The 23,069-nt window shown below is 37.8% G+C and carries 17 protein-coding genes, 1 rRNA gene and 1 pseudogene (1 of these 19 cut by a window edge); all 19 read right to left on the bottom strand.

The window, feature by feature from the left end; all coding sequences use genetic code 11:
* Positions 1-25 (bottom strand): 16S ribosomal RNA (locus PHN32_01865) (it extends 1,537 nt beyond the left edge of the window).
* A 323-nt stretch (positions 26-348) separates the two neighbouring features.
* On the bottom strand, positions 349-1,374 hold the full coding sequence (gene recA, locus PHN32_01860; protein MDD3776343.1) for a recombinase RecA: 1,026 nt from the start codon (positions 1,372-1,374) through the stop codon (positions 349-351).
* A gap of 79 nt (positions 1,375-1,453) precedes the next feature.
* Complete coding sequence (gene thpR, locus PHN32_01855) at positions 1,454-2,017, bottom strand: RNA 2',3'-cyclic phosphodiesterase (protein ID MDD3776342.1); 564 nt, start codon at positions 2,015-2,017, stop codon at positions 1,454-1,456.
* Complete coding sequence (locus tag PHN32_01850) at positions 2,001-3,251, bottom strand: CinA family nicotinamide mononucleotide deamidase-related protein (GenBank protein ID MDD3776341.1); 1,251 nt, start codon at positions 3,249-3,251, stop codon at positions 2,001-2,003. Before PHN32_01850 ends, thpR begins: the two co-directional genes overlap by 17 nt.
* A 3-nt stretch (positions 3,252-3,254) precedes the next feature.
* Complete coding sequence (locus PHN32_01845; protein MDD3776340.1) at positions 3,255-5,450, bottom strand: DNA translocase FtsK 4TM domain-containing protein; 2,196 nt, start codon at positions 5,448-5,450, stop codon at positions 3,255-3,257.
* A gap of 2 nt (positions 5,451-5,452) precedes the next feature.
* A complete protein-coding gene (locus PHN32_01840) occupies positions 5,453-7,111 on the bottom strand; it encodes a ribonuclease J (protein ID MDD3776339.1) in 1,659 nt (552 codons plus the stop codon).
* 22 nt (positions 7,112-7,133) lie between these two features.
* A complete protein-coding gene (dapA, locus tag PHN32_01835; GenBank protein MDD3776338.1) occupies positions 7,134-8,015 on the bottom strand; it encodes a 4-hydroxy-tetrahydrodipicolinate synthase in 882 nt (293 codons plus the stop codon).
* Positions 8,016-8,033: 18 nt separating this feature from the next.
* Positions 8,034-8,828, bottom strand: coding sequence for a 4-hydroxy-tetrahydrodipicolinate reductase (gene dapB, locus PHN32_01830; protein ID MDD3776337.1), 795 nt, complete (start codon positions 8,826-8,828; stop codon positions 8,034-8,036).
* A 7-nt stretch (positions 8,829-8,835) separates the two neighbouring features.
* Complete coding sequence (locus PHN32_01825) at positions 8,836-10,086, bottom strand: pitrilysin family protein (protein MDD3776336.1); 1,251 nt, start codon at positions 10,084-10,086, stop codon at positions 8,836-8,838.
* A 32-nt stretch (positions 10,087-10,118) separates the two neighbouring features.
* The gene (locus tag PHN32_01820; protein MDD3776335.1) at positions 10,119-12,281 is read right to left on the bottom strand and encodes a polyribonucleotide nucleotidyltransferase; all 2,163 of its coding nucleotides are present in this window, start codon (positions 12,279-12,281) and stop codon (positions 10,119-10,121) included.
* A 26-nt stretch (positions 12,282-12,307) separates the two neighbouring features.
* Positions 12,308-12,577, bottom strand: coding sequence for a 30S ribosomal protein S15 (gene rpsO, locus PHN32_01815; GenBank protein MDD3776334.1), 270 nt, complete (start codon positions 12,575-12,577; stop codon positions 12,308-12,310).
* Positions 12,578-12,657: 80 nt separating this feature from the next.
* Complete coding sequence (locus tag PHN32_01810; protein ID MDD3776333.1) at positions 12,658-13,599, bottom strand: bifunctional riboflavin kinase/FAD synthetase; 942 nt, start codon at positions 13,597-13,599, stop codon at positions 12,658-12,660.
* Between the two features lie 16 nt (positions 13,600-13,615).
* Positions 13,616-14,437 (bottom strand): annotated as a pseudogene (gene truB, locus PHN32_01805) (tRNA pseudouridine(55) synthase TruB).
* 87 nt (positions 14,438-14,524) lie between these two features.
* Entirely contained in the window at positions 14,525-15,520 is a 996-nt protein-coding gene (locus PHN32_01800) for a bifunctional oligoribonuclease/PAP phosphatase NrnA (GenBank protein MDD3776332.1), read from the bottom strand.
* Positions 15,521-15,534: 14 nt separating this feature from the next.
* On the bottom strand, positions 15,535-15,882 hold the full coding sequence (gene rbfA / locus PHN32_01795) for a 30S ribosome-binding factor RbfA (protein MDD3776331.1): 348 nt from the start codon (positions 15,880-15,882) through the stop codon (positions 15,535-15,537).
* A 10-nt stretch (positions 15,883-15,892) separates the two neighbouring features.
* A complete protein-coding gene (gene infB, locus PHN32_01790; GenBank protein ID MDD3776330.1) occupies positions 15,893-17,998 on the bottom strand; it encodes a translation initiation factor IF-2 in 2,106 nt (701 codons plus the stop codon).
* 25 nt (positions 17,999-18,023) lie between these two features.
* Positions 18,024-19,064: a transcription termination factor NusA gene (gene nusA / locus PHN32_01785; GenBank protein MDD3776329.1), complete on the bottom strand. Its 1,041-nt coding sequence runs from the start codon at positions 19,062-19,064 to the stop codon at positions 18,024-18,026.
* A 137-nt stretch (positions 19,065-19,201) separates the two neighbouring features.
* The gene (locus PHN32_01780; protein ID MDD3776328.1) at positions 19,202-21,337 is read right to left on the bottom strand and encodes an ATP-dependent RecD-like DNA helicase; all 2,136 of its coding nucleotides are present in this window, start codon (positions 21,335-21,337) and stop codon (positions 19,202-19,204) included.
* Between the two features lie 33 nt (positions 21,338-21,370).
* The gene (locus PHN32_01775; protein MDD3776327.1) at positions 21,371-23,068 is read right to left on the bottom strand and encodes a proline--tRNA ligase; all 1,698 of its coding nucleotides are present in this window, start codon (positions 23,066-23,068) and stop codon (positions 21,371-21,373) included.
* Between the last annotated feature and the right edge of the window lies 1 nt (position 23,069).

Genomic DNA, 23,069 nt, shown 5'->3' with positions numbered 1-23,069 from the left:
GAGCCAGGATCAAACTCTCAGATAATTTTAAACCAAATAAACCCGAAGATTTAACTGGTTCAAAAAGTAATTAAAAGTTATATCCAAAGCTTACACTATTTAGTTCTCAAAGAACACACAGGCTCCAAACAGCCTGAAAAAAAATATCATATAAAAAGTACGTTGTCAACAAAAACATCTGCTAACTTTATTGAAGCAAAAAAATTAAAAGAGCAGTTTTGTTAAGCGAAGTAAATTATAACATTCAAAAAACAGAAGTCAACAATTTAAAATTTATTTTATCAAAAGAACTTATTATATGTTTTGACTAGGTTATTATATATTTTATAATCAAAACGTCAACAAATTTTAACCCTTTTTTTCTTCCGGCTGATCCCTATTAGCTTTTTCGGGAAAATTACATTCTTTCCTTATTTCTTTTTCAACCTTGTCTGCAATTTTAGGATTCTGGATTAAGAATACTTTGGCATTCTCTCTTCCCTGGCCTATCTTTTCATCTCCATATGAATACCAGGACCCACTCCTGTTTATTATCCCTAATTCCGCCCCCATATCCAAAATACTACCTTCCCTCGATATGCCTTTACCATACATTAGATCAAATTCAGCGCTTTTAAAGGGAGGGGCCATTTTATTTTTTACCACCTTTACCCTGATTCTATTACCAATGGCAGTAGTACCATCCTTTATGCTGTCAATCCTTCTAATATCCAACCTTACTGAAGCATAGAATTTCAATGCCCGACCTCCTGGTGTAACTTCAGGATTTCCAAATAATATTCCAATTTTCTCCCTTAGTTGATTGATAAAAACAACAGAGGTTTTAGTTTTATTTACCACTCCTGTTATCTTCCTTAAAGCCTTAGACATAAGTCTAGCCTGCAATCCTACCTGGGTGTCACCCATTTCGCCTTCAAGTTCCGCCTTGGGCACCAAGGCAGCTACAGAGTCAATAACAATTACATCTAAAGCCCCGCTTTTTAGAAGTATTTCAGCAATCTCTAAAGCCTGTTCCCCATTATCAGGCTGGGATAAAAGTAATTCTTCAGTATTTACCCCTAAATTTCTAGCATAAATTGGATCCAAGGCATGTTCGGCATCAATAAAAGCAGCAATTCCACCTTCTCTTTGAGCATTAGCAATTACATGAAGGGCCAGGGTGGTTTTTCCGCTGGCTTCGGGACCAAATATTTCGGTAACCCTTCCCCTGGGAATCCCACCAATTCCCAAAGCCAAGTCTATCTCAATACTTCCCGTGGGTATGGAAGGTACTGCTACTAAAGGACCGTGGTTGCCTAAACGCATTATGGTTCCTTTGCCGTATTGCCTCTCTATTTGTGATAATGTGCTATCAATTACTTTATCCCTGTCCATATATATAATCCCCCAATCTACATATTTATTTATTTATGTATTTACATAATAATACTATTAACTTTAAATAAAAAGCAGTTTATAGAAAAAATTCTTTTAATTTTGTATATTTTGCCCCTTCAGGATTCAGCCTGCTTTCCATCAATATAATTCTATCACATTTAAAAGCAGGATAATCAGGTAATACTATGTTTTTAATACTGGCAGCTATATTCATGGTCTGCCTGGTCCTGGCCAAGGTAGCATGGGCTATATATTCTTTATTTTCTTTTTTAAATCCTGCATTTTGAAACCCTGTTTCCAAGACCTTAAAAAGATTTTTCAGCTGGTCTGCACCCTTCTTTAGCCCTATAAACAATACATTGGCTTTGATTGCATTAGGAAAAGCCCCTATAAAGTTTGACATGGTAATTAAAAAGCAATCCATCCCTTTTATTGACTGATCTATAATTCGGTTTATTTCAATTAACCTGTCAACTTCTACATTACCTAGAAATTTCAATGTAATATGTATATTATCCGGTGGTACCAATTTTATGTTTTTATTTTCTCCAAAGCACTCTTGGCCTATTCTATAGATACTTTTCTGTAAATCCGGCGGTAAGCCAACTGCTAAAAAAAATCTTTTATCCTCTCTGGGCATCCTGCAATACCTTTATTCTTAATTCATTGATAATAAATTGCGCTGTCCTGAATTTAATATCCTCCCTGGTTCCTATAAACCTTTTCTCCGTTACCTGGCAATTGTCCCCAGGACCACATACCGCGCAATATACCAGGCCCTTATCGCCAGCTGGCCCCGCATATCCAGTAACAGCTAAACCATAATGGCTTCCAAATTTATCCATCGCTCCCTTAGCCATTTGTACGCATACTTCACTGCTTACTGCGCCTTTTTTTCTAATTAAATCTTTTTCTACTCCCAGCCTTTCTATTTTAGCTTTATTACTATAGGCTATTACACCGCCCAAATAATAATCAGAACTGCCCTCAATATCCGTTATCATACTACCTATCAGTCCGCCAGTAATAGATTCAGCAGTGCTGATTGTAACTTTATCAATGCTTTTTCTTATGGCTTGAGCCAAGTGGTATCCAATCCTAGTATCATCCAAACCATAAACATGATACCCTATCCTATCCTTAAATTTTGATACCAGTTTTTCCATATGCTGGCTGCGTTGTTCATTACCGATCAATATTATTTTAATAAATCCTGGATTGGCAGTAATTCCAATCCTAATTTTTTTTGCAGCAGCTTCTGCCATTAGATCCCTAGCCCTGCTTTCTATTTCAGTTTCACTGATATCGGTAGTCATCAAAACTATTTTCCTTATATTTTTTTCAGGTTTTCCGCCCAAGATTTTTTTTAGGGCAGGAATGACATCACCATTGAACATATCAGTCATTTCACGAGGTACTCCCGGAATACTAAAAATCCATTTCCCTTTATAATTTAAGCCAAAACCTGAGGCGCTTCCTATTCTGGGTTTAAAAGGTATGGCCCCCTGAGGTACATAAGATTGCCTGAGCAGTCTTTTCTTGATTTCTGCAGTTCTAACACTTCGTATAAATTTAAGACTGGAAGAGTCAAGGCCTTTGTCCCTGGCTAGCTTAAGATTAAGGCTTCGGGCTACTGCCTGTCTGGTTACATCATCATCAGTAGGACCCAAGCCCCCATTTATTATTATAATATCACTTAAATCTAAACTAAGCTTAAGAAGCTTGCTTATTTCCAGCTCATTGTCCCTTACAATATGTATGTAGCTACATTCTATACCTAAGCCTGCCAGCTTATCCGCAATATATTGAGAATTTGTATCTATAATCAACCCTAAACTTAGTTCAGTACCTATGCTTAGAATGGTGCATTCCACCTACTATATTCCCTCCCTGTTTTCCAGAATCCTTTCCAGTTCTTCCTTGCTTATAAGCACCTCTCTGGGCTTACTGCCATCATATCCGCTTATAAGGCCTTTTTCTTCCAGCTGGTCAATAATTCTAGCAGCCCTAGAATACCCTAATTTCAGTTTTCTCTGTAGAAGAGAAGCAGATGCATGGCCAAAATCAACAACTGCCTGAAGGGCTTCGTAAAGCAGGTCATCTTCTTCCATGTCCACTTTCTTCTGAGTATTTATCTTTTCTACCAGTTCACGGCTATACTCTGCTTTTTTAATATTCTTTATATAATTGGTAACTGTTTCAATTTCCTTTGTAGTGACAAATGCTCCCTGCAGCCTTAAAGGTGTACTGGAAGTTGGGGATTTGTAGAGCATATCCCCCTTGCCGATCAGTTTCTCGGCACCACTTTGATCCAGTATAACCCTGGAATCTATATTCTTGGCTACATTGAAGGCAATCCTCGCCGGTATATTACCCTGGATTAGGCCGGTAATTATTTTAACTACAGGCTTTTGTGTGGCAACTATTAGGTGTATTCCCACTGCCCTTCCTTTCTGGGCGATGCGGCAAATACTTTCCTCCACCTCTGATGCTGAAATCATCATAAGGTCTGCTAACTCATCTATTATTATTACTATATAGGGCAAAGGCTTTAAGTCATCAATAATTTCTTTTTTAACCCTGCTGTTGTATTCTTCTAGTGATTTAAAATTATATTCAGATAATATTTTGAACCGGTTATCCATTTCTTCCGTAGCCCAGGATAAGGCAGAAGCTGCTTTCTTGGGCTCGATTACTACGGGGGTTAGCAGGTGGGGTATACCATTATAGATATTTAACTCCACCATCTTGGGATCTATCATTATAAACTTGACCTGACTGGGTTTTACTTTTAGCAGCATTGAAATGATAATACTGTTAATGCAAGAACTTTTACCGGAATTGGTAGCTCCACCTATCAAGACATGAGGCATACTTCTAATGTCCATGGATACTACATCTCCAGATAAATTTTTACCCAAAGGAACTTCCAGCAGAGCGCGTTCATCAGATAATTTTTCTTCATCATAGATATCTCCCAAGGTAACCAGACTTCGAATCTGGTTAGGAACTTCTATGCCAATGGCTGCCTTACCTGGAATAGGAGTTAAAAACCTTATATCAGGTGATCCCATGGCAACACAGAAATCATCTTCCAAGCTTAGAAGCCTCTGAACTTTAACACCCGGAGCCAGGCTAAGCTCATACAAAGTCACTGATGGCCCCCTTACTACCCTGGTAACCTTAGCTGCCAGATTAAAATCTTTAAATACCTGATTGAGGGTAGCTGCCCTTTCCCTCACATTTTGCTTATAAAGTCTGGGGTGCACAGTTTTTGATTTCTGGAGCAAATGGACTGGTGGTAGTCTGTAATCCGTATCTTCTTCCTCGCTTTCCACCAAAGGCATTTCTAACTGTCCCCGTTTATCTACTTTTATTACTTCTGTTTTTTCTTCTGTTTTTGAATAATCTATTACTTCCGGGGGCTTTTCCTCCTCAGCTTTTTGGGGTTTCGGCTGCTTTGGTTTAAATTCCTGCCTGTTGTCAGGCACATTAATCTCTACCTTGGGAGGCTTTTCAAATTTTACCAGCCTGGCAATCTTTTTAAATACCTCTATTAAACTAATCTTGGTTATTATTAGCAGAGCTATAATAGTTAATACAGCCAATATGATTAATGAGCCTATAGGACCTACCAATTTTGCCAGGCCATAGAATATCCCAGCTCCGGCTATACCTCCCCTGGAATACATTAAAACCTTATCAAAGATATTTTCCAGTTGTCCTGTACTGCTGAATATTCCCAGCAGGGATAAAAATAATAATAAAAAACCTAAACCAAACCTAAGGGACAAATATTTAATTTTTTTTACAAAAAAACTAATCCCCCATAATAATAGAAGGAAGGGAATTATATATTTGCCCAACCCAAAAATGTAAGATAGGAAGTTATTAACTGAAATAGTTATTATTCCTCTTGATCCTAAGCCAAACAAACCTATAATCAGTAAAAGTGATAATGCAATTATAATAATGCCATAAATCTCAGTTCTTCTTTTTACCAAATTAACTGGTTTAGATTTTGTATTACGCCTGGGATTAGGCTTTTTTAACTTTTTTTTATTTACAGTCATTTTTATATGCTAGTAATTTTGGTAGTTACTATAGGCCGGATTTTGACTTTTTTAAAAATATATTTCTCCAGCCTATCATTTACATAGCTTTCCACCATGGCCGCATTGATTATATTTTCATCAAAAGCACTTTGTATGGCATCTGTTACCAATTCCTTACAGTCTTGCATGATATCATCAAAATTATCTAAATATACTACCCCTTTTAGCACAAATTCAGGTTGGTTGACCAATTTCCTATTCTTTTCATCTATCGCAGCCAGGGCTAATATTATTCCGTCCCTGGATAGTAGCCTCCTGTCTTTTAACACCATATCCTCTATGTTTCCCTTACCTATTCCATCCACATATATAGTCTTTAGGTTTAAAGAATTGGATATACGGCATAAGTTTGAATTCATTTTAATTACGGAGCCATTTTGGGCCATAATTACATTTTTCTCATTTATGCCCATCTCTATGGCAATTTTAGCATTTTGGGTTTTATGCTTATCTTCACCATGTATGGGAATAAAATACTTAGGCCTGACCAGGCCTATCAGCATCTTTATTTCTTCTCGAGCCGCGTGGCCGGAAACATGAACTCCGGCAATAGATTCATAAAATACATCAGCTCCCTGTTTTATAAGGCGGTTTATAGTATTAGATATTGCCTTTTCATTGCCAGGTATGGGGGAAGCAGAAATTATTACCATATCCCCATTCATGATTTGCACCCTTTTATGCTCACCCATAGCCATTTTATTTAATGCTGACAGCGGTTCACCCTGGCTGCCTGTGGAGAGAATAACAATGTCATTAACCGGTAAATCATCAATTTTAGTTATAGGCACAATAGTTCTATCAGGGATTTTCAGATAGCCCAGCTCGGAAGATATCCTAATAGTTTTAAGCATAGACTTTCCGGATATGGCTACCTTTTTGCCAAATTGTTGGGCTACATCCATGATTTGCTGTATACGGTGGATATGAGAAGCAAAAGTGGCAATTATTATTCTTTTATCTGCTTGGTTAAACTTTTCCACCAGGGTTTTACCAACATCTTTTTCCGGTAAAGTATAGCCTGATTCTTCGGCATTGGTGCTATCGCAAAACAAGGCCAGCACCCCCTCCTCGCCTGCTTTAATTATTTTGAAAAAATCAGTGATTCTACCATCAATAGGAGTCTGGTCAATTTTAAAATCACCAGAATGAACGATATTTCCAATATCAGTTTTTATAATCAGTCCCACTCCGTCCGGTATACTGTGGTTCACCCTGAAAAAATGAACATCAAAAGGTCCTATTTCTACCGGGATATCAGGATCGATTTCATGAAATTCTACCTGTTTTTGCGCACTGTTCAATTTTATTTTAATTAACCCCAGGGTAAGTTTGGTAGCATAGACAGGAGCTCTAACCTCTTTCAATAAAAATGGAAGTGCCCCTATGTGATCTTCATGTCCGTGAGTTATGATGATGGCCTTAACTTTTTGTATGTTTTTTTTAATGTAGGTAAAGTCTGGAATCACAAAATCGATTCCCATCATTTCCTCGTCCGGAAACATAATCCCGCAATCTACTATAATTATCTGATTATCTTTCTCAAATATCGTTAAATTCTTGCCAATCTCATTTAATCCACCTAAAGGTATTACTTTTAAACTGCTTTTTTTTGGCATTTAAATATCTAACCAGCCTCCCTCAAACTACTGTTTTGTAGTTTTGTATTATTTTTATCAATGTTTTTCTTTCATTATCAGACATTTGGCATAAAGGTAATCTTACTCCTCCTACCTTTAGTCCAATCATATTCAATGCTTCTTTAATGGGTACAGGGTTTGTAGTGATAAAAATGGCATTAAACAAATCCAGAAGATAGCTATTTATTGCCTTCGCTTTTTTGACATCTGCACTTTTATAGGCATTAATCATTTGCTTTATTTCCTTTCCCATCAAATGGGAAGCAACACTTATGACCCCATAGCCCCCCACACTTAGAATTGGTAAGGTGTCACTGTCATTACCGCTATAAATTAAAAAATCTTCACGGGCACCCTTTGCGATTTCAGATATCTGGGCCAAGTTTCCGCTGGCTTCTTTAACCGCCGCAATATTATTTATTTCTGATAATTTTAAGCAAGTGCCGGCAGTTATATTTACTCCCGTCCTGGAAGGTACGTTATATATTATAATTGGAAGATTAACACTGGACGCTATGGCTTCAAAATGCCTGTACAGCCCTTCCTGGGATGGTTTGTTATAGTAAGGAGTCACTATAAGCAAAGCATCTACTCCCATATCCTCGGCCTGCTTCGACAACAGTACTGAATGCCTGGTATCATTAGAGCCGGTGCCTGCTATTATTTTAACTTTTGAACTAAAATTTTTCTGGCCGAAATGAAAAAGCTTTAGTTTTTCTTCATCGCTTAATGTTGGGGATTCACCGGTAGTCCCGGACAGTAAAATACCATCTGAGCCATTGGCTACCAGGTGTTCCATTAGTTTATGAGCTAAATTAAAGTCAACTTTAAGATCATGGTCAAAGGGAGTTACCATCGCTGTTATAACTTCTCCAAATTCTATCATTTTAGCTCCTAACCTTTATAATTGAATCAATTTATCTAAGCCAAAAGTGTAATTATCTAGCTTTTCCAACATTCTGAGCGACATTATTACTCCAGGATAAAAGCCTGCTCTGTCTATGCTGTCATGATTTAAGGAAAAAGTCTGTCCTTTAGCACCAAAGATTACTTTCTGGTGAGCCAGCAAACCCGGCAGCCTAACGCTGTGAACATGTAATCCTTTAACAAAACCGCCCCTGCTGGCCTCTATATCCTCGCTTTCCCCTTTTTTTAACCTTTGTTGGTTGAATTCTTTCGATCGGCAGATATTCTCTGCAGTGGATATGGAGGTGCCTGAAGGAGCATCTTGCTTCTGGTCATGATGCATCTCTATAATCTCGCAATTATCAAAATATGGGGCAATCATGCCCGATAACTTAATCATCAGCACTGCTCCAATGGAAAAATTAGGAACTATAAACACCTTGCTATTACCTTTTTTTGCCTTATCTTCTATAAGCTTTAGATCATGACTGGATATGCCTGTAGTCCCTACTATTATATTAATACCATGGTCCAAGGCCCAATGAATGTTAGGTACGCAGATATCAGCCCGGGTAAAATCAATAACTGCATCCAGCCCTGCTGATTCCAGAGGTAAATAAGAATCATATATCCGGGCACCCAGCTTATCCCCTTTAAGCAAAATACCAATATCCTGGCCAGCACATACACGGTCAAAACCGGCTACTACCTTTATATCACTTTCTTTCAGCAATTCACTGGTTATAGCCCTTCCCATTTTTCCACATATTCCAAACACTGCCACTCTCATACCATTATTACTCCTTTAAATCACCCAGCAGTACCAAGCTCATATTATCCGGATTGTAATATTTATCTACCATATCATTTAACTGCCTATTAGTAACATTATCTATTTTCTTTAATATATCATCAATAGTCAAAACTTTTTTATCTACCAGTAAGGCCTTTCCCATTCTGAACATCCTGGAACTTATATCTTCCACATTTAAGACGATGCTGCCTTTCAGGTTTTCTTTAGCTCTTGTTATCTCTTCCTGATTTAAACCTGAATGCCTGATTTTTTTTAATTCATCTTCTATTAGATCTATAATTTTTAAGCTGTTTTCAGGTGAAGATGCAGCATAGGTCAATGCTACACCGGTATCTGTATACTGGGAATTAGCAGAGTAAATAGAATAACTTAGGCCCTCCTCTTCCCTGATTTTTTGAAATAGCCTGCTGCTCATGGAACCACCAAAAAGTGTGGTAAAGACCGAAAGGGGGTATCTGTCATTGCTGATCCTGCTACAGCCAATTTGCCCATAACATATATGTACTGCTTTGGTTCTAGCCTTATAGATATTCCTGAATTTAACCTTGTTAAGCTTAAATTTAAGCGATGCCTGGCTTTCCAGCCATTCTTCATTTTCCAGTTCAGCCATATTTCTTTTGACTTCTTGTACTAACTGGTAATGGCTAATATTGCCTGCAGCAGATATTATACAATGATCCATGCTATAATTTTTTCTAAAATACTCCCATATTTCTCTTTGGCCCATAGCTTTTAAAGACTTTAATCTCCCTAATACAGACAAGCTGAGCGGGTGGCCTTTGAACAAATCTTGGTAAAAATAGTTAAAGATATTTTCACTGGGAGTGTCCTCGACCATTTTTATCTCTTCATATATTACTTTTTTCTCAGTTTCAACATTTAAAGGTTCAAAAGAAGGACTAAATACCACTTCAAATAAAAGCTGCAAGCAAGCAGTAAGGTGGGAGTCTATAAAATCGGCATAGAAACAACTGTTTTCCTTATCGGTAAAAGCATTGTATTCAGCACCAATGGAATCAAAGGCTATGGCAATATCCCTGTAACCCCTTTTCTTGGTACCCTTAAACAATAGATGTTCAATTAGATGAGTTATACCATTATTAGACTTATTTTCATTACGGGAACCTGCAGATATCCATAAACCTAAAGAAATGGACCTAAAGTGGGGTATAGTTTCACTAATAACCTTAAGCCCATTGTCTAATTCTGTTATATGGTAATCATCAAATTTCAATCCTGCTAAAAATCCTTCTATGGACCAGCGTATTAAAGATCAGCCCGCTCCAGCCCAATTTTCTTGGTTTTAGGATCTATATTGGAAACCCTTACCTTTATTTTATCTCCCAGCTTTAAATAATCTTCAACATTTTCAATCCGTTTATTAGCAATCTTGGAAATATGAAGCAAACCATCAATATTGGGAATAATGTTTATAAAAGCCCCATAATTGGTAATACCAACCACTGTTCCTGAGAACTCTTCACCCTCTTCAATATCTTCAATACCTTTTAGCATGGTTTTAATCATTGATTTGGCATTAACTATAGATTCCTGATCATAGCCCACGATAGAAACGAAACCTTCCCCGTTTGAATCGGTAATTTCAATCTCTTCCAGCCCAAACTGTTCTTTTACCATCTTTATATTTTTTCCTCCAGGACCAATTACTTCCCCTATTTTATCTTTAGGAATCTTAAAAGATATTATTTTGGGGGCAGTTTTGGAAAGTTGTTCCCTGGGCTTAGCTATGGTATCTAACATTTTCTCCAGTATGTAAAGCCTGCCTTGTTTAGCCTGTTCCAAGGCCTGCCTTAAGATTTCAGGATTTATGCCTTTCACCTTTATATCCATTTGAAGCGCAGTTATGCCTTCTGCAGTACCTGCAACCTTGAAATCCATATCCCCATAAAAATCCTCAATTCCCTGTATGTCAGACAGGACTACAAACTGGTCATCTTCACCTTTAATAAGCCCCATTGCTATACCGGAAACTGGATTCTTGATAGGAACTCCTGCATCCATTAAAGCCAGGGTGCTTCCACATACACTGGCCATGGAAGTAGACCCGTTTGACTCCAATATTTCAGATACCAGCCTTAAGGAATAAGGGAATTCTTCATCAGAGGGGACCATGGGAAACAATGCCCTTTCAGCCAAAGCGCCATGCCCAATTTCCCTTCTTTTGGGCCCTCTAAGCATCCACACTTCACCTGTACTGAAAGGAGGGAAATTGTAATGATGCATATATCTCTTAAACTCTTCCACGCCCAGGCTGTCTATTCTTTGTGCTTCTTTTATAGACCCTAAAGCCAATATGGTTAAAGCTTGGGTTTTCCCCCTGGTAAAAAGCCCGGAACCATGCGTTTCTGGAAATAACCCTACTTCACAGGTTATTCTTCTTATATCTTGTGGTTTTCTGCCATCAGGCCTTATCTGCCTGTTTAGTATTGTATCCCTAACCAGCTCCCGTTCTATTTCTTTCAAGCTGGTTTTAATAAAATCAGTATCTTCGGGAAATTCTTCAGAGAGATCTTCCAGAACCTGCTGCTGAAGTATTTTAAGTTCATCCTGGAAAAAGCCTTTTTTTGTATTATCCAGTAATTGTTCCCTGTCTGGCCTTTCTGAATAGCCTACAATAGTATCCATTAAAGACTTAATCTTGGGATAGCTTATTTCTCTTACTCTCTGATTTATTTCTTCAGGTGTACCGAATTTTTCTACTTCTACTTTTTCCCTGCCTACTTTTTCCTTAAAATAATGCTGCAGCTCTATTATTTTCTTTATTTCCTGATGGGCTAAATCTATAGCTTTTAATACCACTTCTTCATCTGCTTCCCTGGAACTAGCTTCTACCATGATTATGGCCTTTTCCGTACCTGCTACTACAATGTCAATTTCGCTTTGTTCCAGCTGGCTATAGGTAGGATTTACAATCCATTCTTCTTCTATTTTTCCTACCCTTACTGCTCCTATGGGCTCATAAAAAGGTATATCCGATATATATAAAGCCATCGAAGCACCATTTAATACTAAAATATCATAGGGGAATATCTGATCCACGGACATAACCGTGGCTATTATCTGAATCTCATTTCTGATGTTTTTATCAAATAATGGCCGTAGGGGCCTGTCTACCAGTCGAGCAGTAAGTATCGCTTTTTCTGATGATCTGCCTTCCCTCTTAAAAAAACCTCCAGGTATTTTACCCGCAGCATACATTCTTTCTTCCACATCTACTACTAATGGAAAAAAATCAGTTCCTTCTCTAGGAGTCTCCCCCATAACTGCCGTAACCAAAACGCCATTGCCGCCACAATTTGCTAAAACTGCACCGTTGGCCTGTTTAGCTATTTTGCCGGTAGAAAATACTATGGTGCTTTCCCCAACCTTTAACTCACACTTTTCCTCTTGTATAAAATTATTATCCAAACTACCTAACATCTCCTTACTATTTACTATTTCCTTAAACCTAGCTTTTTAATTAACTTCTTATATCTCTCTAATTCATTATCCTGCATGTACCTTAGCAACCTTTTTCTCTTGCCTACCATCATTACCAATCCTCTCCTGGAATGATGGTCCTTTTTATTCATTTTTAAATGTTCATTTAATTTATTAATTTTTTCGGTCAACAATGCAACCTGAACTTCAGATGAACCGGTATCATTTTCATTTACCTTATATTCATCAATAATTTTACTTTTACTTTCTTTCTCTAAACCCAACTTATCCCTCTCCTTTTGTATTTATATCGCTCAATAATTTATCATAACTATTTTATTATTACAATTAAAATAAATGTCTCCTAGTTTAACTTAAAGAACTGCCGGGCAGCTTTTATATCTTTTTCTATCTGTAATTTGAGCTGCTGTGCATTTTCAAAACAGATTTCACTTCTAAGTTTTTTTAAAAAACATATCTTTATTTTAGCACCATAAATGTTTTTATTAAAATTCATAATAAATACCTCTATTTGAGTATGCTTATTGTTAAAGGTTGGATTGCTGCCAATATTTATTACACATGGAAGTTTTTGGTTAAGATTTAGTTCAGCCTCTCCCAGGTAAACTCCATCCCCCGGTGCTATAAACTGGTCAGGTAGAGAAATGTTAGCGGTTGGAAACCCCAACTGTCTCCCCCTTTTTGCTCCCGTTTGCACTATCCCGGAGGTACAAGGTTGTCTGCCCAGTAAAAGCTTTATTTTATCTATATTACCTTGGCTGTAATATTTCCTTATATTAGTGCTGGAAACTGTGATTCCTTCTATCTTATGCAAAGGAATTATGTTTACCTTAATTTGCATAGGTTTAAAAAAATGCTGGAGAAATTGTTCATCTCCTTGACCCTTATAGCCGAACTTAAAACCTTTGCCTACAAATATTTGCAGCAGATTGAATTTATTTACCAAGATATCTCGGCAAAATTTTAATGGACTAATTTTTGAAAATTCGGAATTAAAATTTTGGGTTATGATATAGTCAACCCCTAAAGAGCTAATTCTTTCTAATTTTTCCTCAAAAGAAATAATAAGTTTCTTGTGTAAGGAGCCTTGTATAACATTTAGGGGAGGTTTATCAAAAGTAAAGACCAGGCTGCACCCATTGATTTTATCAGCTTCGTTTTTACACAAGGTTATGATCTGCTGATGCCCGAGATGAAGCCCGTCAAAAAACCCTATTACTACTGCTATTTTTTTATCAGCAAAATAATCCTGTCCTATACGGCTTAACTCAATTATTTCTGTCAAAGTTTGTACTCCTTGCCTAAGTTAAAATCAATACCGGCCTTAATATACCTTTATTTCTTTGGGAATCTGCTGAAACCTTATAAACTGCCCTCAAATTATTTTTACTATCTTTAACCATAACCATGCTATCTTCTTTAAGATGAAGATCGAAATAATCCTGTCTCACCAGCATAGCTTCTCTTAACCAGTGGCCATCTTCAAACTTAAACTCAAACTCGGGTTTTATAATAACCTGGGGACAACCTTTAAGTGCTTTATCTATCCCTAACAAGCTGTCTTTGCCATGTTCCCTGACTTGGCTAACTTCTACCGAATCTTTTAAATAAAAATTCCCAATCCTGGTCCTTATTAATTTCTGTAAAGCTGCGCCACAGCCCAGGTTTGAGCCTAACTCCTGCGCCAACCATCTTATATAAGTTCCAGAACTACAGTTAATGTTTAAAGTTAACTGATTGTTTTTAAAGTTTAAAAAATCTATAGAGCTGATATTTATTTTTTTCTTCTCAACCTTTACCGACTTGCCTTCCCTGGCATAAGAATATAAAGGCCTGCCTTTATATTTCAAAGCTGAAAACATAGGCGGAGTTTGGTACTGTTCCCCTTCAAATTTTTTCAATAATGCTTCTAAATCCTTCCGGGAATAAAAAGCGGGAATAGCCTCTTTTATTATTCTTCCAGTCACGTCCCAGGTATCAGTAGTTATTCCAAGCTTGATGGTAGCCTTATATTCCTTATCCAAACCCAAAAAATAGGAAGAAAGCTTGGTAGCTTTATTAATTAATACTAGTAGCAAGCCCTCCGCTAAAGGATCCAGTGTTCCCGCATGCCCAATTTTGTTTAAAAAAAAACCTTTTTTATTTCCCTAATTATGTCATATGAACTTACATCACTTGGTTTTTTTATCAGGAAAAGCCCGCTATTATGCCTAAAATCTATTTTTTCCATGATTTTTAACGCTTTCTAGCAAATCTTTGACTATAGCTTCAATACTGCCTTCTTGGGAATAGGCTGCTGCCATTTGGTGGCCTCCCCCTCCAAATCTAGCTGCCAGCTCTGCCACATTTAAATTTTTTCGCGAAGTCCTTAGGCTAACCTTAAATCTATTACCCTCTACCTGTTTTATTAAAGCTGCTATTTTAATTTTTTCAATGCCCCTAAGTATCTCTATTATTCCGTCTTGGGCAGAAAAAGGTAAGTCTAGTTTCTTGAAATCTTCCTGAAGTGTATAGGAGTAGATTATCCCCTGGTCGTTTATAAGTTTAATCCTTTTAAATACCAGCTCCAATAATTTGATGCGGTTAAATGGCTCGTTTTCATAAATATTGGAAAAAATTTCGGCAGGTATTATATCAAACTCCAAAAGCCTGCTTACAATCTTATGCACCGTAGCTGTAGTATTCTCATACTGAAACTTCCCGGTATCAGTTAAAATGCCGGTATATATACTTATAGCAATATCACGGTTAATATGCCGGCCAAAGTTTTTATCCATAATTTCAAACAGGATCTGTGCTGTAGCACACTTTCGGGAATCTATTAAGTTTATATCCCCATACCTGGAATTTATAGTATGGTGATCAATATTGACAATAACCTTTGACTGCTGCTTAAGACTTTCAAAATCAATTCCCATCCTGGCTTCGTCTGCACAATCCAGACATAAGATTACCGGGCGGCTGGGAAGCGGGATATCTTTATAATCTTTTATAACCTGGCCTAAATTTGGCAAATATCTATACTGGTAAGGTATTTCATCGCTGCAAACCATATAAGCCTTCTTACCCAATTCCCTTAACAGGCAGTAAGCGGCTGCCTGGGAGCCCAGGGAGTCTCCATCTGGAAAAATATGGGAAAATATTAAAAAAAGATCGTGGCCTTTAATTATGTTTGAAATTGACTCTATTTCCTTAGCCGTGTCCAAGTTAATACTACCTGTTATAGTTGGTTATTTTTTTTAAGGGTTTCTAGAATCTCAGTAATCTTCATACCTCTATCAATGGACTGGTCATACTGAAACCGCAGAGCAGGTATAGTTCTTAATTTAATTCTTTGGCCGAGCTTCTTTTTGATAAATCCAGAGCCTCTCTTTAGAGTGTTTAAACTTTCTTGTATTTCGTCCGGGCTACCCATAATACTTATATATATATCCAGGTATTGAAAATCAGGGGATAAGTTTAATCCGGTTATGGTTACAAAACCAAGCCTTGGATCTTTTATGAGATTATTTATAATAAATCCTAATTCCCTTTTTAAATCAATTTCTAATTTTCTGGTACGGTCCATGGTTATCACTTTACGGTTCAACCTCTTGTTCTTGAAAAACTTCAATGATGTCGCCCTTATTCAAATCCTGGAAGTTTTCAACTCTTATACCGCATTCATATCCAGCTGATACCTTTTTCACATCTTCTTTAAATCGGTGGATAGTCCCAATTTTACTCTCATAGATTATTTTTCCATCCCTTATTACCCTCACAGGATTTCCTCTTTCCGCTTCACCTTCCAGAACATAGCAGCCAGCTACTGAACCTATTTTAGGTAATTTAAAAAGTTCCCTTACTTCCACTTTGCCTTTTTCAATTATCTCTATTTTAGGTTCTAACAATCCCTTGAAAGCCAGGCTCAAATCATCTATTAATTTATATATTATATTATAAGTCCTAATTTCAATATCTTCTTTTTTGGCAGCCTGCTTAGCACTATTAGTGGGAACTACTCCAAAACCTATAACTATGGAATTGGAAGCAGCCGCTAAAATTATATCGGTATCAGTTATGGCCCCAACTCCTCTGTGAATGATATCAATGATGATATCCTCCTCTTCTATTTTATTTAAAGCCTTGGCTACAGCATCTAGGGAACCGTTGGAGTCTGCCTTCAATACAATGGCCAATTTCTTTACTTCTTCTTCCTCTGAAATCCTGGAAAGCTCTTCCAGGGTCATGCTCTTTTTTGTTTCAGCCATCTTTGACATCTTAAGATCATAATCTTTTCTGCTGGCTATTTCCTTTGCTACTTTTTCATTTTTAACCACAAATAATTTATCCCCGGCCTGGGGCACTGTAGAAAATCCCATTATTTCTATAGGCTGGGATAACAGGGCTTTTTTAATTCTTTTTCCTTTTTCATCAATTATAGATCTTACCCTGCCTGTAGAGCTTCCGGTTACAAAAGAGTCGCCTACTTCAATTTTTCCTCTTTTAATAATCACTGTAGCCACCGGCCCCATGCTCTTATCCAGCCTGGATTCAATTATAATGCCGCTTCCCTCAGCATTGGGGTTTCCTTTGATTTCATTCATCTCTGCCACCAGTAGGATCATTTCCAGTAATTCTTCAATATTTATCTTCTTTTCTGCAGAAAGCTCTACACAAATGGTATCGCCTCCCCATTCTTCTGGTACCAGTTCATATTCCGTAAGATCCTGCTTTACTTTATTGGAGTTAGCATTGGGCAGGTCAATTTTATTAATAGCTACTATAATAGGGACTTTTGCAGCTTTGGCGTGATTAATAGCTTCCACTGTCTGGGGCATGACTCCGTCATCAGCAGCCACTACAATTACTGCTATATCTGTTACCTGGGCACCCCTTGCCCTCATGGTAGTAAATGCTTCATGGCCAGGGGTATCAATAAAAGTAATTTTTTTACCTTTATGTTTTATTTGATAAGCTCCTATATCCTGGGTAATGCCTCCCGCCTCCCGGGTAGCCACCTTGGTATTCCTGATGGAATCCAGCAAGGTAGTTTTACCATGGTCAACATGGCCCATAACTGTAACTATGGGAGGCCTTACTACCAAATCCTGGTCAGAATCATCATAGACTTCATCCAGTCTTTCTTCAAAACCAATAATACTGTATTTAAAACCATACTCATTAGATAACAATTCAACCGAATCCTTATCCAGTGGTTGGTTAATATTTACTATTTCTCCTAAATTAAATAAAGCCTGAACAATATCACTGGAAGAAATACCTATTCTCTCAGAAAGCTGTTTGGCAGTTATGCCATCAGGCAACTCCAATATTTTCTTTATTTGGGGTCGGACAGGCTTCTTTTCAATAGTGGGCGTACCGTTCTCTTTGGATTTATCCGTCTTAGCTGCAGTAGGTTTCTTACGCCTGGTAGTACTCTTTAACCTGATTCTTCCGTTCTTTTCTTCTTTATCCAGCTCTTTATCCAAAACACTCCTGATATTTCGCCTTTTTTCTTCCTCCCAATTTTGGGTATCTTTTTTTTCAGGTGTTTTGCCTGCCAGCAGTTTTTGCAGCTTTTGTTCCTGGTCTTCATCCAATGAAGACATATGGCTTTTTACTTCTATGCCTGCTTCTTTTAGAAGCGTCATTAATTTCTTAGACGATATTTTATTTTGCTTAGCTATTTCATATACTCTAATTTTAGATCACTTCCCATCCACAGATTTATTGCTCTTGCTCCTCCGAATGTTGCCTGGTCTTCAATCTTTCTCTCCGGGCTTCCTCTAGCTCTTCATCAAATTGTTTTTGGCTCTTAATATCAATCTTCCATCCAGTAAGCTTGGCTGCCAGCCTGGCATTTTGACCTTCTCTTCCTATGGCTAACGACAACTGGTCATTCGGAACTACTACCAGGGCAAACTTTCTTTCCTCTTCAGTCAGCACTTTGGTTACCCTGGCCGGTGACAAGGAATTCTTTATAAAGTCTACTACATCTTCGCTGTAGCATACGATATCTATTTTTTCTCCACCCAGTTCATCTACCACCATTCTTACCCTGGAGCCTTTGGGTCCCACGCAAGCACCTACCGGGTCAACGTTTTTATCATTTGACTTAACTGCAATCTTGGTCCTATAACCAGGCTCTCTGGCGATATTTACTATTTCTACAATACCTTCCCCGATTTCAGGCACTTCAAGTTCAAATAATTTTTTAATAAGACCTGTATGGGTCCGGGATACTATTACCTGGGGTCCCTTGGTAGTCTTTCTTACTTCCGAGATATAAGCTTTTATTCTCTCCCCATGTTTATATCTTTCATTGGCAACCTGTTCATGCTGGGGCAACAAAGCTTCTACCTTTCCAAGATCCACTAAAGTAAACCTGGTATCGCTTTGCTGTATAATCCCTGTGACCAAATCACCAACCCTGTCCTTAAACTCATCATACATAATTTCCCGTTCAGCTTCTTTAATCCTCTGCTTTATAACCTGCATAGCTGTCTGGGCAGCAATCCTGCCGAAATTATCAGGGGTAACTTCCAGTTCGTCTTCATTACTGTCAGCTTTCTCTTCCTCGGTCAAAACTTTAAATACCTTTATTTCACCAGTCTCTGTATCTACATCAACCCTGCTGTCATAATCAATTTTATAATTTTTCTTATAAGCAGAATTAAGGGCAACATTTAACGCCTCTATTATGGTATCCATTTTGATACCTTTCTCTTTTTCCAGCTCCCTTAAAGCCACTATTAATTCTCTATTCAAATCTCATCACCTTTAAAATTAGATAAACAATAAAAATAGTGGGGCATGCCCACTATCCTTAAACATTATTGCTACTGAAATTTGTTTTTAGTATAACATAAAATAAAAAAAATTCAACATAGTGACAGTAGTAAAACCTAAACCAGCATTTCTTTTAGCCCGGTAAATCTGTCTCCCACAATATTACGGTTTATGGCTATCCCCATTGCTTTTTTTGAACCAATAAGCACTGCTACCTGCTGAGCCCTGGTGATAGCAGTATACAATAAATTCCTTTGCAGCAGCATATAATGTGAAGTAAGGATAGGTACAATAATACAGGGAAATTCAGATCCCTGGGACTTGTGAATAGATATGGCATAAGATAAGCTTATTTCATCTAGTTCATAAAAATTATATAGAATATTCCTGCCTTCAAAATTAACGGTTATTTCCTTTAGTTTTGGCTCAATATATTTTATAAACCCGATATCCCCGTTATAAATATCCTTTTCATAATTATTTTTTAACTGTATCACCTTATCATTTAGCCTGTATTCTATACCGTTTCCATTAATTTTTAAGCTGCTGGTATTTATATGGTCCTGAAGGGACCGGTTCAAATTCTCAACTCCTACAATACCCTTATTAGTGGGCACCAATACCTGTATATCGCTCAAGGGATCAAACCCAAACCGTTTTGGAAGCTTCTGCAGAACCAGATCCATTATAAGGTCTACCACCTGCTGGGGATCATTTTTTTCTATGAAAAAGAAGTCGTCATTCTTAGGTTTCCCAGTATAAGGGAAAATTCCATCCCTTATTTTGTGGGCATTTTGTATAATTAAGCTTTGTCCTTCCTGCCTGTATATTTTTTTTAAGGTGATTACCGGAAACCTCCGGCTGTCAATTATATCCTTTAATATATTGCCAGGACCTACTGATGGTAACTGGTCAGCATCCCCTACCAGTATCAGCTGGGATTCTTCTTTAACTGCTTTCAGCAAGGCATAAAAAAGCCTGATATCTATCATGGAAGCTTCATCTATTACCAGCACATCAGCATTTAACCTATCCTTTTCATTCATGATAAAACTATTGGTTTTAGGATTATATTTTAACATCCGGTGAATGGTCTTAGCTTCTTTGCCCGTAGTTTGGGAAAGCCTTTTGGACGCCCTGCCGGTAGGTGCCGCCAGCATTACCTTTTTTTTATTCAACCTCAATGTAGCTAATACAAAGTTCATGATAGTACTTTTGCCTGTACCCGGGCTGCCAGTGATAACCAGCACCTTTTCAATGTTGGCGGCAATAATAGCCTGTGTCTGTTCAGTATCTAAAAAAATATTATTTTGTCCGGCTAGCTTCTCCATGGTTTCAGTTAAATTTATTATCTTTGCCTTGCTTTCTTTTAAACCCTTATCTTGAATTTGGCGTAATTTTTTGGAAACATAAATTTCTGACTCATATATATCTTTTAGATAAATCCTTGGTTCATAGTCCTGTATTATAACTACTTTTTTCTCTTGCTTAAGTTGCCCTGCCGCTTTATGGGCCAGGCTAACCTCAACCTGTAAAAAATCAGCAGCACTGTCTATTAGCTGTTGATATGGTAGATAACAATGGCCGGCACTCTCCATGTTTTCCAATAAATAAATAATACCTGCCTTGGCCCTAAAGATAGAATCCTTTTCTATTCCCATATTTACAGCAATCAGGTCTGCCGTTTTAAACCCGATTCCAAATATATCTTCACATAAACGGTAGGGATTCTTTTTGATAATATCTATGCACTTTTTACCATAGTGCCTATATACTTTAATTGATAAAGCGTGCCCTAAACCATAGGTCCTTAAAAATACCATAGCTTCCCTGAGGTCCCGGTGTTTATCCCATGCTTTTTTAATATTTTTTATCCGCTGGGGCCCAAAACCTTCTATCAGGGAAAGCTTTCCGGGATCTTTTTCCAGTATGTTTAAAGTTTCCATTTGAAACTTGTTTACAATTTTTTTGGCCATAGCGGGGCCTATTCCTTTTATAAGGCCTGAACCCAGGTATTTTTCTATGCCTTCACAGGTCTGGGGTGCTATCATCTTAGTGTTATCTATTTTAAACTGGCGGCCATATTTGGGATCCTGGCTCCATTGCCCTTTAATCTCCAAGTGTTGCCCGCATTCCATGTCAGGGCAGCTTCCCACGATGGTCACTAATTGATGATTGGCATCAAGCCGAACTTTACCCACTAAAAAACCAGTTTCGGGGTTATTGAATAAAATTCTTTCTAAAACTCCCACTATTATTTCTGTCTGTGGAGAAACCATTAGGATTTAATTTGTTTTTTTATATTGGTCTATAAATGGTGGCAGGTCTGATATGGGTATTTCCTGTTTTTGCCTGCTGCCCCTAAATTCTACTTCCACCTTATGTTCTTGAATGCTTTTTTTACCCACTATGATAACTATTGGTATACCTATTAGGGCTGCATCCTTGAATTTAATCCCAGCCCTTATATTGCGGTCATCATATATAACATCAATACCTATACCGTCCAGCTGGCTATACAGGTTTTCTGCCACCTCTACCATCTGGGGGTCATCCATATTAATAGTTATAATTTCTACTTCAAACGGGGCTATGGAATCTGGCCATATTATTCCATCCTCATCGCTTAATTGCTCTATGGCAGCCGACATTATCCTGCTTACTCCTATTCCGTAACAGCCCATCTGAAAAGGTATCCTCTGGCCCTGTTCGTCTAAAAAATTAGCATCGAGTTTTTTACTGTATTTAGTTCCCAGCTTAAATATATGGCCAATTTCAATTCCCTTTTTAAATTCCAATGGGGTGCCGCATTTATAGCAAAGGTCACCTTCTACCGGATAGGTAAAATTCCCCCAACCATCAACCTTAAAATCACGTTCCAGGTTGGCATTAATATAATGGTAGTCCTTAATATTGGCGCCTATTATAAAATTGCTTTTTTCCTGCAGAGAACGGTCTGCATAAAATTTAATCCCTTCTTTAGCACCTACGGGGCCCAAATAACCTAATGGTATGTCTTTAACTTTATCCTGGTTTACCAGTGTTAACCGGCTATCAACCAGCTTTGAAGCAAGATCAGTGTCCAGCTCTCTTTCCCCGCTTACCAGAAATGAATACAGCTGGCCGTCCTTTCCTTCCAATAGTAATGATTTTACTATTCTTTGTTTACTTACTTTTAACTGTTGCGCCAGCTCCTCTATGGTTGATGCCCCAGGGGTATGAACTTTCTTCAAGTCTTTCTGAGCTTCCGAACCAGGATCAGGAAATGAAAATTGAGCCTCTTCCATTTTAGCTGAATAATGGCAGCTGGGACATAAGATTAGGACCTCTTCACCTTGCTCGGCCAGGATTATAAATTCATGGGAAAAGTTTCCCCCAATCAGGCCTGTATCAGCTTCTACTACCAGATATTCAAGCCCCAGCCTCTCTGTTATTTTGCTGTAAGCTTCATACATGGCCTGATATGCCTGATCTAAATCTTTTTGATCTTTGCCAAAGCTATAAGCATCTTTCATTATAAATTCCCTGGCCCTTAACAGGCCGTATCTTGGCCTTATTTCATCCCGGAATTTGGTTTGAATCTGGTAAAGGTTTACCGGGAGGTCTTTGTAGGATTTTATATCCAGGTAAGCCAGATAAGTGATTAATTCTTCATGGGTGGGGCCAAGACAGAAATCTCTTTGGCTGCGGTCTTTTAATCTAAACATTTCTGGACCGTATTGATCCCATCTTTCTGATTTTTGCCATAAATCAGATGGTTGTATTACCGAAAGCAAAAGTTCAATAGCTCCGGCCCGGTCCATTTCTTCCCTCACTATGTTCTCTATCTTTCTTAGTACCCTCAATCCTAGGGGCAGGTAGGTATATATTCCTGAAGCCACTTTCCTTATCAAACCTGCCCTCAAACTTAAAGCATGGCTTTTTAGCTCAGATTCACTAGGATTTTCCTTTAAAGTAGGTATGTAATATTGTGTAAATCTCATA

This window comes from Actinomycetota bacterium, assembly GCA_028698215.1.
Taxonomy (GTDB): Bacteria; Actinomycetota; Humimicrobiia; order Humimicrobiales; family Humimicrobiaceae; genus Halolacustris.
This window is presented reverse-complemented; position numbering and strand designations above follow the sequence as displayed.

What these genes read in the sequence shown, in the direction of transcription:
- dapB (MDD3776337.1), bottom strand. Translation starts at nt 8,828, where the DNA reads ATGAGAGTGGCAGTGTTTGGAATATGTGGAAAAATGGGAAGGGCTATA.
- thpR (MDD3776342.1), bottom strand. Translation starts at nt 2,017, where the DNA reads ATGCCCAGAGAGGATAAAAGATTTTTTTTAGCAGTTGGCTTACCGCCG.
- PHN32_01845 (MDD3776340.1), bottom strand. Translation starts at nt 5,450, where the DNA reads ATGACTGTAAATAAAAAAAAGTTAAAAAAGCCTAATCCCAGGCGTAAT.
- PHN32_01775 (MDD3776327.1), bottom strand. Translation starts at nt 23,068, where the DNA reads ATGAGATTTACACAATATTACATACCTACTTTAAAGGAAAATCCTAGT.
- rbfA (MDD3776331.1), bottom strand. Translation starts at nt 15,882, where the DNA reads ATGGACCGTACCAGAAAATTAGAAATTGATTTAAAAAGGGAATTAGGA.
- recA (MDD3776343.1), bottom strand. Translation starts at nt 1,374, where the DNA reads ATGGACAGGGATAAAGTAATTGATAGCACATTATCACAAATAGAGAGG.
- PHN32_01840 (MDD3776339.1), bottom strand. Translation starts at nt 7,111, where the DNA reads ATGCCAAAAAAAAGCAGTTTAAAAGTAATACCTTTAGGTGGATTAAAT.